Source organism: Aurantimonas sp. C2-5-R2, from assembly GCF_036549495.1.
Taxonomy (GTDB): Bacteria; Pseudomonadota; Alphaproteobacteria; order Rhizobiales; family Rhizobiaceae; genus Aurantimonas; species Aurantimonas coralicida_A.
Genome location: NZ_JAZHLJ010000082.1, coordinates 1 through 13618, shown reverse-complemented (window position 1 = coordinate 13618; position 13618 = coordinate 1). Strand labels below are relative to the sequence as shown.

General features: G+C 62.0%; 14 protein-coding genes. 5 read left to right on the top strand and 9 right to left on the bottom strand.

What is annotated here, in order from left to right; genetic code table 11:
• Positions 1-72: 72 nt before the first annotated feature.
• Positions 73-792, bottom strand: coding sequence for a pentapeptide repeat-containing protein (locus VQ044_RS20925; protein ID WP_331827758.1), 720 nt, complete (start codon positions 790-792; stop codon positions 73-75).
• 288 nt (positions 793-1080) lie between these two features.
• Here VQ044_RS20925 and VQ044_RS20920 point away from each other — a divergent pair, with 288 nt between their 5' ends.
• Positions 1081-2403 carry an acetamidase/formamidase family protein gene (locus tag VQ044_RS20920; RefSeq protein WP_327649639.1) on the top strand — a complete coding sequence of 441 codons (1323 nt, stop codon included), beginning with the start codon at positions 1081-1083 and terminating at the stop codon, positions 2401-2403.
• Positions 2404-2520: 117 nt separating this feature from the next.
• Here the strand turns inward: VQ044_RS20920 and VQ044_RS25865 are convergent, their stop codons facing one another.
• Complete coding sequence (locus tag VQ044_RS25865) at positions 2521-2706, bottom strand: D-Ala-D-Ala carboxypeptidase family metallohydrolase (RefSeq protein WP_327649641.1); 186 nt, start codon at positions 2704-2706, stop codon at positions 2521-2523.
• A gap of 529 nt (positions 2707-3235) precedes the next feature.
• Here VQ044_RS25865 and VQ044_RS20915 point away from each other — a divergent pair.
• On the top strand, positions 3236-3370 hold the full coding sequence (locus VQ044_RS20915; protein ID WP_327626428.1) for a hypothetical protein: 135 nt from the start codon (positions 3236-3238) through the stop codon (positions 3368-3370).
• A gap of 134 nt (positions 3371-3504) precedes the next feature.
• Complete coding sequence (locus VQ044_RS20910) at positions 3505-4590, top strand: PLP-dependent cysteine synthase family protein (RefSeq protein ID WP_331827757.1); 1086 nt, start codon at positions 3505-3507, stop codon at positions 4588-4590.
• 29 nt (positions 4591-4619) lie between these two features.
• Here VQ044_RS20910 and VQ044_RS20905 read toward each other — a convergent pair whose 3' ends face one another.
• Positions 4620-4754, bottom strand: coding sequence for a hypothetical protein (locus VQ044_RS20905; protein ID WP_327649706.1), 135 nt, complete (start codon positions 4752-4754; stop codon positions 4620-4622).
• A gap of 306 nt (positions 4755-5060) precedes the next feature.
• Between VQ044_RS20905 and VQ044_RS20900 the strand changes: the two genes are divergently transcribed.
• Positions 5061-5273 carry an AbrB/MazE/SpoVT family DNA-binding domain-containing protein gene (locus tag VQ044_RS20900; protein ID WP_327626411.1) on the top strand — a complete coding sequence of 71 codons (213 nt, stop codon included), beginning with the start codon at positions 5061-5063 and terminating at the stop codon, positions 5271-5273.
• The gene (locus VQ044_RS20895; RefSeq protein ID WP_327649704.1) at positions 5273-5653 is read left to right on the top strand and encodes a type II toxin-antitoxin system VapC family toxin; all 381 of its coding nucleotides are present in this window, start codon (positions 5273-5275) and stop codon (positions 5651-5653) included. The genes VQ044_RS20900 and VQ044_RS20895 overlap by 1 nt, the downstream gene beginning before the upstream one ends.
• Here the strand turns inward: VQ044_RS20895 and VQ044_RS25860 are convergent.
• The 6 genes from VQ044_RS25860 to VQ044_RS20875 all read right to left on the bottom strand — a co-directional run bounded on the left by VQ044_RS25860 (position 5625) and on the right by VQ044_RS20875 (position 13518).
• The gene (locus tag VQ044_RS25860; RefSeq protein WP_442872975.1) at positions 5625-5975 is read right to left on the bottom strand and encodes a DUF7697 family protein; all 351 of its coding nucleotides are present in this window, start codon (positions 5973-5975) and stop codon (positions 5625-5627) included. The two genes, VQ044_RS20895 and VQ044_RS25860, sit on opposite strands and share 29 nt — an antisense overlap.
• Positions 5976-6236: 261 nt before the next feature.
• Complete coding sequence (locus VQ044_RS20890) at positions 6237-7958, bottom strand: putative bifunctional diguanylate cyclase/phosphodiesterase (RefSeq protein ID WP_327649703.1); 1722 nt, start codon at positions 7956-7958, stop codon at positions 6237-6239.
• Between the two features lie 1131 nt (positions 7959-9089).
• Entirely contained in the window at positions 9090-9359 is a 270-nt protein-coding gene (locus VQ044_RS25855; RefSeq protein ID WP_442880710.1) for a tyrosine-type recombinase/integrase, read from the bottom strand.
• Positions 9360-10260: 901 nt separating this feature from the next.
• A complete protein-coding gene (locus tag VQ044_RS20885) occupies positions 10261-11373 on the bottom strand; it encodes a hypothetical protein (RefSeq protein ID WP_327649700.1) in 1113 nt (370 codons plus the stop codon).
• Positions 11374-11669: 296 nt separating this feature from the next.
• Positions 11670-12677, bottom strand: coding sequence for a hypothetical protein (locus tag VQ044_RS20880; protein ID WP_327649699.1), 1008 nt, complete (start codon positions 12675-12677; stop codon positions 11670-11672).
• A 91-nt stretch (positions 12678-12768) separates the two neighbouring features.
• Positions 12769-13518 (bottom strand): site-specific integrase, encoded by a 750-nt coding sequence (locus VQ044_RS20875; RefSeq protein ID WP_327649698.1) that lies wholly within the window; start codon positions 13516-13518, stop codon positions 12769-12771.
• Between the last annotated feature and the right edge of the window lie 100 nt (positions 13519-13618).

Sequence of the window (13618 nt, the reverse complement as noted above, 5' to 3'; positions counted from 1 at the left end):
AGCCACCGCTCCGCATCAGACCAAGCCAAGGGCGAGCGCAATGGGCATACGCTTGGCCCGCCCACGCCGGCCTCAATCCACCGGGCAGGGCCATAGCGCCGGAGGGGTCAGGCCAGCGGGAAGCCGCGTGGCCGCATCGCCGCAGGCGATGTCGATCTGGCCCTGCTCCAGGCCGACTGCGGCCGATAAATCGACGCCCTCCAGCCGGGTCAGAAACATGTAGGCGCCGGTGAAGTCCACCGGGCCTGAGAGGATGGCACCGCTGAAATCGGCGCGGGCAAGAATGGCCAGTGGGTATACCGTGCCGGTCAGATCGGCCCCGGCGAAAATCGCGCGGCCCAGTTCAGCTTTCTCGAAACTGCTTCCGGTCAGGTCGGAATTGCGGAAGTCCGCCCGCTGGAGCTCCGCGCCATGAAACGACGCACTGCGCGCGGACAGACCCGAAAGGTTGGTCCGATAGCCTTCCACCTTGGTGAAATTGGCCCTGTCGGCAATGGCGCCGGCGAGCGACGCGCGCACCAGCGCCGCCTTTTCCAGGTTTGCCGATGCGAGCTTGGCGTTCCGCAGGTCGGTCTGGGTGAAATCGGCTTTCTGGAGATTGGCGCCTTCGAGGTTGGCGCCGGACAGAACCAGATTGCTGCGGTCGCACCCGCTCCAGTCGATCGCCGCCCTCGGCGAGGCGGTGCATTCGGCCGCTGTCGCCGTCGTCGTCGCGCCGGCGATGATAGCGGCTGCCAGGAACAGCGCCGATGCGGCGGATTTGGCGAAGACGCCAGAAGGCAAAACGGTCATTGCCCTGTGGGATGCTCGCTTGCCGTCTTGAACAGTCACGGCGGGCTCGCCTTTCATCTCAAACCTCGATCTGCCGCGTTCCATCGCTATTCCTCCAAGATACCACGGTAGATGCCGTTATCGCCGACAGGACTATCTTCCCCGTCGGAGGCGGAAGCAATCGCAAGGCTCGGACATCGACGGTGTTGACCTGCCGGTGGGCCCTGTGGCGAAGTGCGTCGGTCGTGCTAGCTTCAACGGGGAGCGGCGGCCACGCGCCGGGCGATTTGACTATCGAGGGAGCTTGAGATGCTGGACATCACCAATCCGACGAAGACAGCGCAACGCAGCGTCGTCGTGCAAGGTTTCACCAATAGCGTGCTCGACCCGAACCAGCCGATGCTGGGTCCGGTCGAGAACGGCGGAACGATCATCGCCAACACCGCGCCGGGCTGCTGGGGCCCGATGATCACCCCGCGGCTGCGCGGCGGCCATGAGGTTACCCAGCCGGTCGAGATCGTGGGCGCGGAACCGGGCGACGGCATCATCATCCGCATCCGTGACGTCAGCGTGACCTCGATCGCGACCGCCTCCGGCCACGATAGTTCGCCGGAAGGCTTTTGCCTGGGCGATCCTTATGTCGCCGCGCGCTGCCCGACCTGCGACATGCTCTGGCCCGAGACCCATGTCGAGGGGATCGGCGGCGATGCGGTCAAATGCGATGCCTGCGGCAACACGGTGAAGCCGTTCGAGATCGTGCACGGCTATACGGTGGTGTTCGACGAGACCCGCCATGTCGGGGTGACGATGCCCAAGCAGGCGGCCGAGACCATCGCGCGCGATGCCCATCATTATGCCGCGCTGCCGGATCAGTCGGTGCAGCACCCGATCCTGACCTACGCGCCGTCGGACATGCCGGCGGTGATGGTGCGCATGCGCCCGTTCCTCGGGCAATTGGGCACGACGCCGTCGATGCCGCTGCCCGATTCCCACAATGCAGGCGATTTCGGTGCCTTTCTCGTCGGCGCCCCGCATGAATACGCCATAACTGCGGAGCAATTGGCCGAACACAAGACAGACGGGCATATGGACATCGACGCGGTGCGCCCCGGCGCGGTGCTGGTCGCGCCGGTCAAGGTGAAGGGCGCAGGCGTCTATATGGGCGACATGCATGCCGCCCAGGGCGACGGCGAGATCGCCGGCCACACGATGGATGTCTCGGGCAGCGTGACGCTGCAGGTCGAGGTGCTGAAAGACTATCCGATCGACGGACCGGTGCTGTTTCCGCTCCTCGAGGATCTGCCGCCGCTGGCCCGGCCCTTCTCCGAAGCCGAGCGCGCCAAGGCGGAGCGGCTGGCCAAATCCTGGAAGGTCGGACAGCTCGAGAACTCGGCACCGATTTCGGTGATCGGCACGGCGCCGAATTTGAACGCGGCGATCGAGAACGGGCTGGAGCGGGCGGCCAAGCTCCTGGACATGACCGTGCCGGAGGTGCGCAACCGCGCGACGATCAACGGCGCGATTGAGATCGGCCGCGCGCCGGGAGTGATCCAGGTGACCTTCCTGGCGCCGCTGGACCGGCTCGACAAGGTCGGCCTGGGTGATATCGCGCGCGCGCAATATGACCTCTGACAGATCTGGCCGGCGCGGGCGATCGCGGCCCGCGCCGGCACGTTATCCCCAAGTTACCCCAAGCCGCCCGCGGTGACGGCAGCAATGCCTCGTCGAGGTGGGCGTGGATCGTGACCGCTATTCTCCCGAGCGCGGATAGTATCCGAACCCGAGGAACCCGACCTCCCGCGCCGTCGCCTCGAACGCCACCGGATCGTGGTTCGCCATGGCGATGTCGAAGGCGGCACCGTCGAGATGCTTGGCGCAGGTTGTGCCGCCGACGGCGCGGTTGTGCTCGGGGCCGCGATAGCCCGAGCGGACGATCAGCAGCTTGCCCGTCCCGCGGCAGGCAATCTCGGCGGTTGGGAAATTGGGTCAGCGCGGCGCCCTCCGGCACGTCGCGCCAGACCGCACCTGACCGCGGCCACGATCTCGTCCTTCGCGCTGAAATCGCTCCGTGTCGACTCGGAAATCTCCAAGTCCATGTTATGCCCGAGCATAAAGCACAATCACCGGCTTCTACAGGAAATCTCCAGAACTCCGTCAAGCTTTGCCGAAGTGAATACCCTAGGTTCAACGCGTACAATGGTGCTGGCGTCGGAAGAGCCAAAAGGGGAACGGATGCAAGAAAATACGATAGAAACAGGACGGTTCGAAACGCCCGATCATCTCATGGACATGAGACATCGCGGGGGCATCTCCATGGTCAAGATGGCCAATGGCAGCGCAGGAATGCATGCGTTCTTCGAACCCGGATGGACTTGGAGGCCGACGAGAAGCCGCTGCTCGGCTCGCCCGACTCCTGCCCATGCGGTACACCCGCTACTGCATATCGGGCAGGCTGGTGGTCCGCATGATCGACACGGGCGTCGAGACGCGCATCAGCACGGGCGACTTTTTTGGAATTCCTCCGGGGCATGACGCTTACGTCGAAGGCGCCGATCGGGTCGAACTGATCTTGTTCGCTCCACCCGAACACCAGCACTGACCGACTGCCGCTCGCTGGTTTGCTTGGAAGGACGGGCCTTACCATCCCGTCGAGCACGCACAAGTGGACCCAAGGTAGAATGCAAGCGTCGGCCGGAATGGCCACGGTCGTTGAAAACGGAACGGAGAAAAGCAATGGACGCCAAAACGAGACGCACAACGCAGGGACGCGGCAGGCTTTTCGCCAGCGTCCTCGAAACCATCGGGGACACTCCTGCGATTCGGATCAATTCACTCGCGCCAGCCGGGGTAGACATCTACGTGAAGGTCGAGGCTTTCAACCCGGCCGGGTCGGTCAAAGACCGACTGGCGCTCAGCATCATCGAGGAGGCTGAGCAGGACGGAAGCCTTAGCCGGGGCCAGACGGTGGTCGAGGCGACGTCGGGCAACACCGGTATCGGGCTGGCCATGGTTTGCGCGGCGAAGGGCTATCCGCTGGTGGTGACGATGGCCGACAGCTTTTCGGTCGAGCGCCGCAAGCTGATGCGGATGATGGGTGCAAAGGTCGTGCTCACACCTCGTGCGGAAAAGGGCGTCGGCATGTATCGCAAGGCTGTGGAACTGGCCGAAGCGAACGGCTGGTTCCTTGCCCGCCAGTTCGAGACCGAGGCCAACGCCCGCATCCACGAGAACACGACCGCCCGCGAGATCCTCGCCGATTTTGCCGGCGAGCGGCTGGATTACTGGGTCACCGGCTACGGGACGGGCGGCACCGTCACGGGCGTGGGTCGCGTTCTTCGCCGCGAGCGGCCCGAAACGAAGATCGTCCTGTCGGAACCCGCCAATGCGCAGCTTCTGGGCAGCGGCCACGCGCAGGCGCGCAACTCCGATCACTCGCCCGCCGGAAGCCACCCTGCTTTCGAGCCGCACCCGATCCAGGGCTGGACCCCTGATTTCATCCCCCATGTTCTGCAGGAAGCGGTGGATGACGGGCTTTATGACGAACTGATGCCCATCGCCGGCGCGGACGGTATTGCCTGGGCGCAGAAACTCGCGCGGCGGGAAGGCATCCTGACAGGCGTCTCGGGCGGCTCGACCTTCGCCGTCGCCATGAAGATCGCCGAGCGGGCCGGACCGGGTACCGTTATCCTCTGCATGCTGCCCGACACGGGCGAACGCTACATGTCGACGCCGTTGTTCGAAACGATCCCCGAGGACATGACCGAGGAGGAGACGGCGCTGTCGCGTTCGACGCCAGGTTTCCAGATGGCCGCCGAGTAGACGGCGACGGGCGGCCGGTGCGTGCTAACTCACGAGGCAGCCGGCACAGCGAGGCGATCAGCGACACCCGCGCCGTGTCGGGCGATCTCGGCGGGCGAGACGTTGGGCCATCGCCAGACGCTCTCCAGCACGTCACGCCAATGGCTATGGAAGGTCGTGGTCATGGGGGCTTCCGAGAACGAAAAACCCGCCTTGAGGGCGGTGCGGGTAGGCGGATGGATTGGGACGTCGAGCGGCTACGGGCCGTCGCCGAAAAGACCGCGAGCGGGACGTTCGCCGCCTCCATCTCCCGGCTGAGACGACCGAAGCCGCGCGATCTGTCTTCGCCGACACCTTGCTCGGCGCGCACCTGCCGTCCGCCCACGGCCGCGAGGCTGACGGAGACGCGTTTCTCGGCCATGGGTCGGCTTGCTTGATTTACCGGGAGTTGCGTCTTACGTTCCCGCCATCGATCCATTGAAAGTACGATCATGTCCGAGACCGCGACCCTGTCCTCGAAGTTCCAGATCTCGATCCCCAAAGCGATTCGGCGCGCCCACCATTGGGAAGCCGGGCTGACCTTCGCCTTCATCCCCAAGGGCACCGGCGTCCTGCTGGTCCCGGTCCCGACGCGGGAGAGCCTTGCAGGCCTCGCACGAGGCGCCTCCGCCACCGACCATCGGGACCGCTCGGACCGCGTCTGATGGTGCTCGTCGACACCTCGGCCTGGATCGAATGGCTGATCGGCTCCGCCATGGGACACAAGGTGGCTGAACAGCTACCGGAGCAGGAAGACTGGCTGGTGCCGACCATGGTGCAACTGGAACTCGCAAAGTGGCTCACCCGCGAGGTCGGCGAGGACAGGGCGGATCAGGTGATCGCCTTCACGCAGGTCTGCCGGGTCGTGCCGCTCGACACCGAGATCGCGCTCGCCGCCGCCGAGGCCTGCAGCGCCCACAAGCTCGCGACCGCCGACGCCATCATCTTCGCAACCGCGCGCGCGCAGGGCGCGGGGCTTCTGACCTGCGACGCCCATTTCGGGGGCCTTCCCGGCGTCACGCTGATCGAGAAGATCCAGATCTGACGCCGGGCCCGTCTCTCGCGGCCGTTTCCTCGTTCAGCTTGTGCACCATCACCGCTTCGATGACGGGCAGAAGCTCGGCCATGGCGGCGGACGGCAAGCCAAGCGCATCGCCCAAGCTGAGCGCGGCATTCAGATCCCAGCCGATCACGGCACCCGGCAGCACCCGAAGCGGGCGCCCAAGCGGCCGAGGAGGTCCCAGATCTGCCAAACCTCCAGGGTTTCCGGCCGGTGCGGCGGTGCCCGGCAGTCCGCGCACGGCCCTTGGCAGGCTCCGCAGGGTTCGCAACCCCCGCAGTAGCGTCCGCCCCCGCCGAAGGGCCATTCGGCAAGGGCGCGGAGACGTTTTTTCCTGTTCCAGAGCAAGAGGTCACAGAGCTGAAGCCTGCAGAGCAGGGGCCTGTGCTCAGTCCACTCTTGCACGGGAGGATGTTCGCTGAGGGGATAATGGCGGAGAGAGAGGGAGAAGGACCCCGTTCCTCGCGTTCAAGCATTCCAGGTGTTGTCGCCGACAGATGCGCCTTGACCTCGGCGAGACTGTATCACGAAATCGTACCAGTAAGCCGGCTGATTTCCAAAGTCACGCCTACACCTGAACCAGCCGATTTTGGGAAATCCAATCTCGTACATCGCACCCCCAAAGTGGCCGGGCTATGTAAAAGCCCTGGCCTTTGTCGCAGGATAAATCTCGAACCTTGCCATATGTTTGTTCGTTTTCGATCCCCTCGGCGACAACCTGGAAACCTAGTGCATGAGCGGTCTGTATGACCGCAGCAACGATTATCTGCGTCTTCTGATCGGACAGCAGACTGTCCATGAATGAGCGGTCGAGTTTAAGCGTGTCGGCGGGAAGGTCCCTGAGATAGGTGAGCGAACAGTGGCCGGTCCCAAAATCGTCCAGCGCGATCCTGACCCCGAGCTGCCGGAGTTCACCGAGCACGCTGATAATCGCCGATGGCATGGTGGCGAGCGCCGTTTCGGTGATTTCAAGTTCCAACTGCGACGGAGGCACCTCGTGCCGTTTAACCAAGTTTTTGAACGTGCCGAGAAAGGACGGGTCTTCCAGGTTACGAATGGAGACGTTAATGGCCACAGGCAGGACCAGTCCGTCGCGCCTCCAAGCCGAAGCCGCGGCCAAACTGGCGTCGAGAATGCGCTCCGTGAGCGGTTTTATCAGGGCGGTTTCCTCGGCCAGAGGAATGAAGTCCCCGGGTGAAACGATGCCGAGCTCGGGGTGCTTCCATCGGGCAAGTGCTTCCACCCCGACGCAGATACCCGTGGACAAGTCCACCTTGGGCTGAAACTGCAGCGCAATCTGCTCGGGTTTGGCCAATGCGGCCTGCAAGTCCGGTAAGAGCCGCGAGATGGACCTGTACTTTCTGTCCTTCTCATCGTCATAGACGGCGTATGGCTCGCCCGCATCGATCGCTTCTTGCAAGGCGGCGGTCGCACTTCGGAGCAGGTCCAGAGCCGTCTTACCGTGGCTCGGGTAGGACGAAATCCCGACATTCCCCCCCGCCAGCATCGGCGTGGCATCGGTTGCGAACGGCGAATGTAGAACGTCGAGTATCATGCGACACAGACGGGGAGCATCATCCCACACAGCACTCGGTACGACGGCGGCAAACGCACCGTAACCCAGATCATAGAGCATCGCCTCATTGGAGAGAACCTCCTTCAATCGGGAGGCTGTCCCGGTCAACAGGGCATTGGTTTGAGCGTATCCCAAGCTGGCGGCGGTCCGGTCGACATGCCTGAGCTTGATACTCAAGATCGCAAAAGTTCCATCCGTCCGGCGGTCCGACTGAATTTTGGCATCAACATGATCCAGAAGAGACTGCCTGTTCGGTAAACCGGTCATGAGATCGTGCCGACTGAGATGTCGGGCGGTGTTAAGTTGCAGCATGAGCGCGCTCCACAGTGCCCCCGCGAGTGCCCCGATGAACGTGAAGAAGCCCATCTGCACGGTCCAATTGGCAGCGTCTTGGAAAGTGCCTGCATCGACATCGAGGGGCATGAGCGGACCCACAAGGAGGCCGGCGACCAGGCCGGTGGCTGCGCCAGCAGGAAGTCCGAACAGAAAAGCCGCGACAAGGATCGGGACATAAAGCGAGTGGACATATGCGAGCTTTGTGCCGCCTGTCGCCCAAACGAAACCAGCAGCCAGCGCAAGTAATGTCGCAATTGTTATCACCCCGACGATGAGCCGCAGGCTATTGCGAACATGTGGGATGTCCGTCCAGCCAGAGATGCCGCCCCGCGCAAGTTCCAGCAATCGTGGACTTTGAAGCGTGTGATGAAAAATCATGCGTCTATCCCTCTAGCTAGCCTTCATCTCTAAGAACAATATTTCCCTCACGACCAGAAGATGATCTCCGTCTGGAAGAACGGGCTCTGCGCTCCTCATCTTTAGGGCTCACGTTCCGATCCTCCGCTAATTTGAGGCTCTCCTCAAATTTCTGCCGGATGACCCTCTTCGCGGCGTACCTCCGGAGCGCTGTGATCAGAAAAATGATGATTGATGTAAACACCATTATTCCCAGACCGGCGATGGTTCGGTTCTCGCTGGCATCCCGATCGTTTACCTGGGGGGGGCAGGCCACGGATGTGCCGTTGGGACAGCGGGATTGAGACCCGCCGCGCTCCCACCCACGCTCGTCGGCTAAATATCCCATGTCATCGCGAGGAGAACCGATGACAGTTGTTTGGACGACAGGTCTTGAGAAGAAGGAGCCGGTAGTCGGTCGTGCGTGCGGAACATTTAAAGTCGTGGTGTTGGCTTTGCACGCGATGCCAGACGCTCTGAAGTCCGTCTCGTCGCGCGCTTGCGCTCTTTCACTGGGGCCGTCATTTCTTACCAACGCCAAGACACAGCTAGCGGCATTGGATAATGACACCACGACAAGATACCGCGCCCCACTGGCAGCGTGCACCGTCTCGATGATAGCACCGACCAGTGCTCCGTCCCGAATTCGCCATTCCACCAGCCGCACACTGGGGCCGCTCCAATTCTTCCAGTCTCGCCAGCCGCCGAGCCCCCGAACATCAAGCCGTTTCTCACGATTGATAAGGCCCGCGTAAATGGAGAACTGCCTATCTTCTTCAATAAACAGGATCGAATACCCGTCAGGCCCGAGACATCTTGCTCGGTGAAGGCTCGGCCTTCCTTTTACGATCTCACACCGCTCACTGACGACCGAAGAGGCCTCAAACGCCAATGCGCTCGAGATCGGTAAAGGGATGAGACCCACGAATATCAGCGCAATCACCAGCGATTTCGATGTAGAGGCACGCCGGCCCCATCCTATGGGATAAATTGATATAAACACTTTCATTTTCAACCACATAAGGTGCCCGGGACATCTCTATGGGGACACGAAAGTGCTAATTATTGCTTGCAAAAATTGTGAACCTCAGCCGGGACCAACCGGTCACGGGGTCACAACAACGCGGCGACAGCGTTGTCCACAAACAGCTCGCCATCTCGGATATATCGGCTGAGCATCGCATCGCTGGCGTGCCCGGTTTGTTGCCTGATCTTCCATGACGAGGCCCCGGCCTGGGCGGCGCTGGTGGCGAAACCGGCACGCAGGCTATGACCGGAGTACCCGTCAGGATCGAACCCAGCAGCGGTTAGGCGCTCCTTCACGACGATCGAGACGGCTTCTCCCGACAGACGCTGATCCCTGATGCGCCGATGTCGGGTCATGCCTCTGAAAATGGGGCCGGCCTCGATGCCGGAGGCCGACAGCCATGCTTCCAGGGCGGTNCGGCTTCTCCCGACAGACGCTGATCCCTGATGCGCCGATGTCGGGTCATGCCTCTGAAAATGGGGCCGGCCTCGATGCCGGAGGCCGACAGCCATGCTTCCAGGGCGGTGACCGGGCACCACCGCGTCCGGCCATGGGGTATCCCGATTTTCCTGCCCGCTCCCGTCTGGTCCGTCTTCGACCGGCGCAACGTGATCACGAGCCCTTGGCGCACCATCTCCACGTCGGTGACATCCAGCCCGACCAATTCCGATCGGCGGAAGCCGCCAGCGAACCCGATCAGCAGCAGGGCGCGATCGCGCATGTCCTTCGGCCTGTCGCCCATCGCCCCCAGCACGGCGAACAGATCATCGCGCAATAACGGCTTGGCCTGTCGCTGAGCCGAGCCGTTCCTTCGTCTGATGCCTCGAAGGGTCGCCTTGACGAGCGCATCGGTCGTTGGGCTCGACACCCGCTTCAACGCAAGAGCTTTCGCCAGTGACGCCAGACGCCGGGTCAGCGTGGCCGGGGTCAGCACGTCGGCGTGGGTGGCGAGGTAAGCGGCGATCATCTCGGCCGACGCCGGGATCATGCCGCCCCAGGCAATGAAGTGATCGACGTCGGATTGGTACGCACGCTTGCTGCTGGCCGACAGCGAGCCGTCGACCAGATCGGCTACGGAAGGTAAAATTCTACTAAAATTCGAAAGTTCGGCTGTGCAATTGATTGCACGCGGGGTTATACGGTTCGTGCAATCAATTGCAATTCTACCGATCGGCGCGTTAATTTTCCGTTTATCGCCCGCGTTTTTCTCATTTTTTGGCTCCGATAATGGAGAATTATCGGAGGAGAGACCGGGCGTCATCGTGCATTCCCCTTGTCCGATGACGATCCAAGAAGGCGCGCTCGAACCGCATTCAGATGATCAAGGTTGGAACGGAAGGCAGCGAGGATGTCCGCCATTCCGGTGGCAGGGATGCCAGCCCACAGCAGGTCCGTCTCCTGGCCCAGCGTCTCCAGTTCATCGACCTGATCCCACTCGAACCGGTGCGTAACCGGCATGGCGTCCGTGTAGAAGGCGGCGAGATGCGCGGCGTCCCTATGCCGGAACTCGGGGACGTGTCGTTCGAGGGCCGAGCGCACATCCTGGTTCTCACGAGCGAAGGTCACGATCGCCTGACGGCCGGCCCGCGTGTGCTTGTCGAGGGCATAGGTCGGGACGCCGTTCACGAATAGCGTGGGCGGGACCGGCACGGATCGGCTTGTCGGCTCGCTACGGCTCCGTCTGAGCTCCTGGAGGAGCGGCGGCAGCATGAGAACGATGGGCTCGCGTGTGGCCCTCGCAGCGGCCTGTATGGCCAGTCCCGTCGCTTCTGGCAGGCCGGCATTGATGTAGGCCGCCATGAGGCCGGTCAGGTCACCGCCGCCGATCCGCTTCTCAGTGCCGGCTTCGACCCCCGAGGCGAACCACGACGCAGTCGCTCTCAACTCGAATGGCGCGTCAGCATCCGTCGCGACGGTGATCCTGTCTCTGGCGCTGAGCGCACCCACGATCTCGCGGTGGCATTCCCAATCCGGCCGATGGACGGCTGAGCAAATCAGGTAATCGCTCGACCGTTCCTTCGGTGCCGCCGCCATGGCCCGGACTATCCAGCGGGCGACCGTCGGCGTGTCGCCGTACTGCCGTCGAAGGCGGGCGTCGGTGCAGAGCTGGGTGAGGGTCACCAGCAGATCGGGAGCGCCGATGCCGATATCTTCATAGGCGATCACCATCAAGCGACGAAAGATGCCAGTCCCCCGATGACGGATCAGTGTCAGAACGGCACGCTCAGCGGTCTCGAAGTCACCTCGTCGGATCGCCTTGTGGACGGTCGAGCTGGCGATCCACGCGTCGCAGGATAGCGGCTCCATGAGCGGGGGCGACCCCGTCCCGGTCTCATCTGGCGGTCCGTCGTATTCGAATGGGTCTGTCATCATGGCCTCCTTGCCGTGGCAGGGAGGTCGCGTTCGAGAGACCCCAAGTTGACGCTAGCTGATGGGCGAGCGGGGGCAATGGAAAGTTCGAAACAGGGGCGATTTCTGTCCGCGCGCAATCAATTGCGGAAGAATTTACTCAAATGCGACCGAAAGCACTGGCCATCATTTCCCATGAATGCGCGGCGGTCGGTTTCGCCGGAACGCACCGTGAAACGCCGACCCAGGGCGGTTTTCGGGCACGATCCCGCAATCTGTCTCGCGGACAGAAAGTGTTCGCGGCGGAGGTGGTTGGCTTAAGCGAAATGCTTGAAGAAGACGTGGTTGCCGACCATGAGGGGCTTCAACGCATACTTCCATTTCGTCCAAACGACATCTGCATCCCACCACGTCAGCGAATGTGCCATCAGGTGCTTTCGGTATTTCGCCTTGCGCGCCGGAGGAAGGAGAGCCAGCGCCTTATCCAAGCCCCTGAAGCGAACGCTGTCCTCGAACAACGTCCATTGCCATGCCTTCTCACCCAGGATAGGCGGCGGAAAATTCTGGACCAGCACCGTGTCCTCGAAGGGGTTCGGAAGCTTGTTCAGGCCGAAGACGTTCATTTTCAGGTTCCTCAGCCGGCGTTCGATGCGGACGACGGTCTTGCCATCCCACTTCTGGCCCTTGGAGATCGTCTCAAGCTTCTTGTTGTAGACGATCGTCTGGTGGCCCTTGTTCGTCCCGAGTGTGAAGTTCTCGAGCTGACCATCGGCCGTCCAGGCCAGTTTCGCAGTGCTCTGGGTAGGCAGGTACAGAAAGTCATCCATGCGAACGGCGTGCAGGTCGACCGCAACATCGAGGCGGGAGATATTGCCGTTCACGATGGCATATTCCCACCCATCGGGCATGAGCAGGATCAGAGCAGCATGGAAGGCGTTCAATCCGTCCTCCCCGAGCTGGGACGGATTGAAGTCGAAGCGAAGTTTCGTGGCGAGCGGACCGTGGAAACTGTAATCGAAGTGCGGTTCGTGATCGAACCCTTCGAGCAGGATCTTATAACTGCGCTTGTAGGGTTTCTTCCAAGTCGCCGGTCCCAGAAGCTCCTTTTCGTTCCACTGCATCACCACTGCACTATGAATGAGCGCTTGCTCCTCCTTCGTCTTGGGCGTCACCACGATCGTTAGCCGGTCGATGAAGGGGATGAGTTCCGATGCAGGCTTGGGGCCTGTGGGCGGGCTTGTATGGCTCTTGGGATGGTCGTTTTTCGGCTGTGTTTGGGTCTTGTTAGAAAGCCCCTTCGGTACCTTGAGTTTGATGATCGTCACGCCGCATGCCCTAGCCGTGGAAATTCGTCACGGCCCATGATCGGGGAAAGGCGTTAAGAGAGCGAAAAACTCTGCTCCCAACTGTGGGAGGTTATGGCAGCAAGAAGCTCAGATCAATCGGGTACTCCACCTTTTCGATCACGGCATGCAGTTCATCGATCTTGGGGCCGCTGCCGTAGTGGCTGTGGACCTTCTTATCGGCATGACCCAGAAGCGCCATCGCCAGCCGCTCAGGGGCTTCAGCGGCATAGACGGCGTCTGTGAAATTGTGTCGGAATGAGTGGAAGGCGGTCTTCGGGGTCTTGAAGCCGACCTGACGGGAGTACCGGCCCCACCACTTGCTGAAGTTATGCGAGAAGTAGCCGTCCTTCCCCTTTTCGACGTCTGAGAACACACGGTGGGTGCCGGGCTTGTCGGCCAACAGATCAAGCAGACCGCCCTTCAGCAGGACATCATGTATCGGGACGCGACGCGCACTCCCCGCCGTCTTCAGCGACTTTTCTTCGCCCTTCGAGATGTCAAAGAACCAGACGTCCTTCTCCTGCTTGATGTCCGAGATGAGGAGCTGAACGATCTCCCCCATGCGCATGCCCGAATACAGGGCGATCACCGGCACCCAGAATTTACCGTCACGGATCACCTCCGGCCCCGCCTTGTGGCGCTGTGTGCCCAGGTGACCGGCGTAGAGGGGTGACGAGAAGATCGCCTTGAGCTGCTCGACGGAATAGGGATCACGACCGTCACGGCCCTTCGGCCCAACCCCCGTGATCTTCACCTTCTCGCCCGGGACCTTCTCGATCAGCTCCTCATCATACGCCCAGCGGAGGAAGGAGCGGAACATCGAGAAGTATTCGGAGCGTGTCAACGAATGTGAGACAGCCGGAGCGATAGATTAAGCTTGGAGTTGGAGCTTGTTGTTGGGCGGATTGATCCAGACGGCG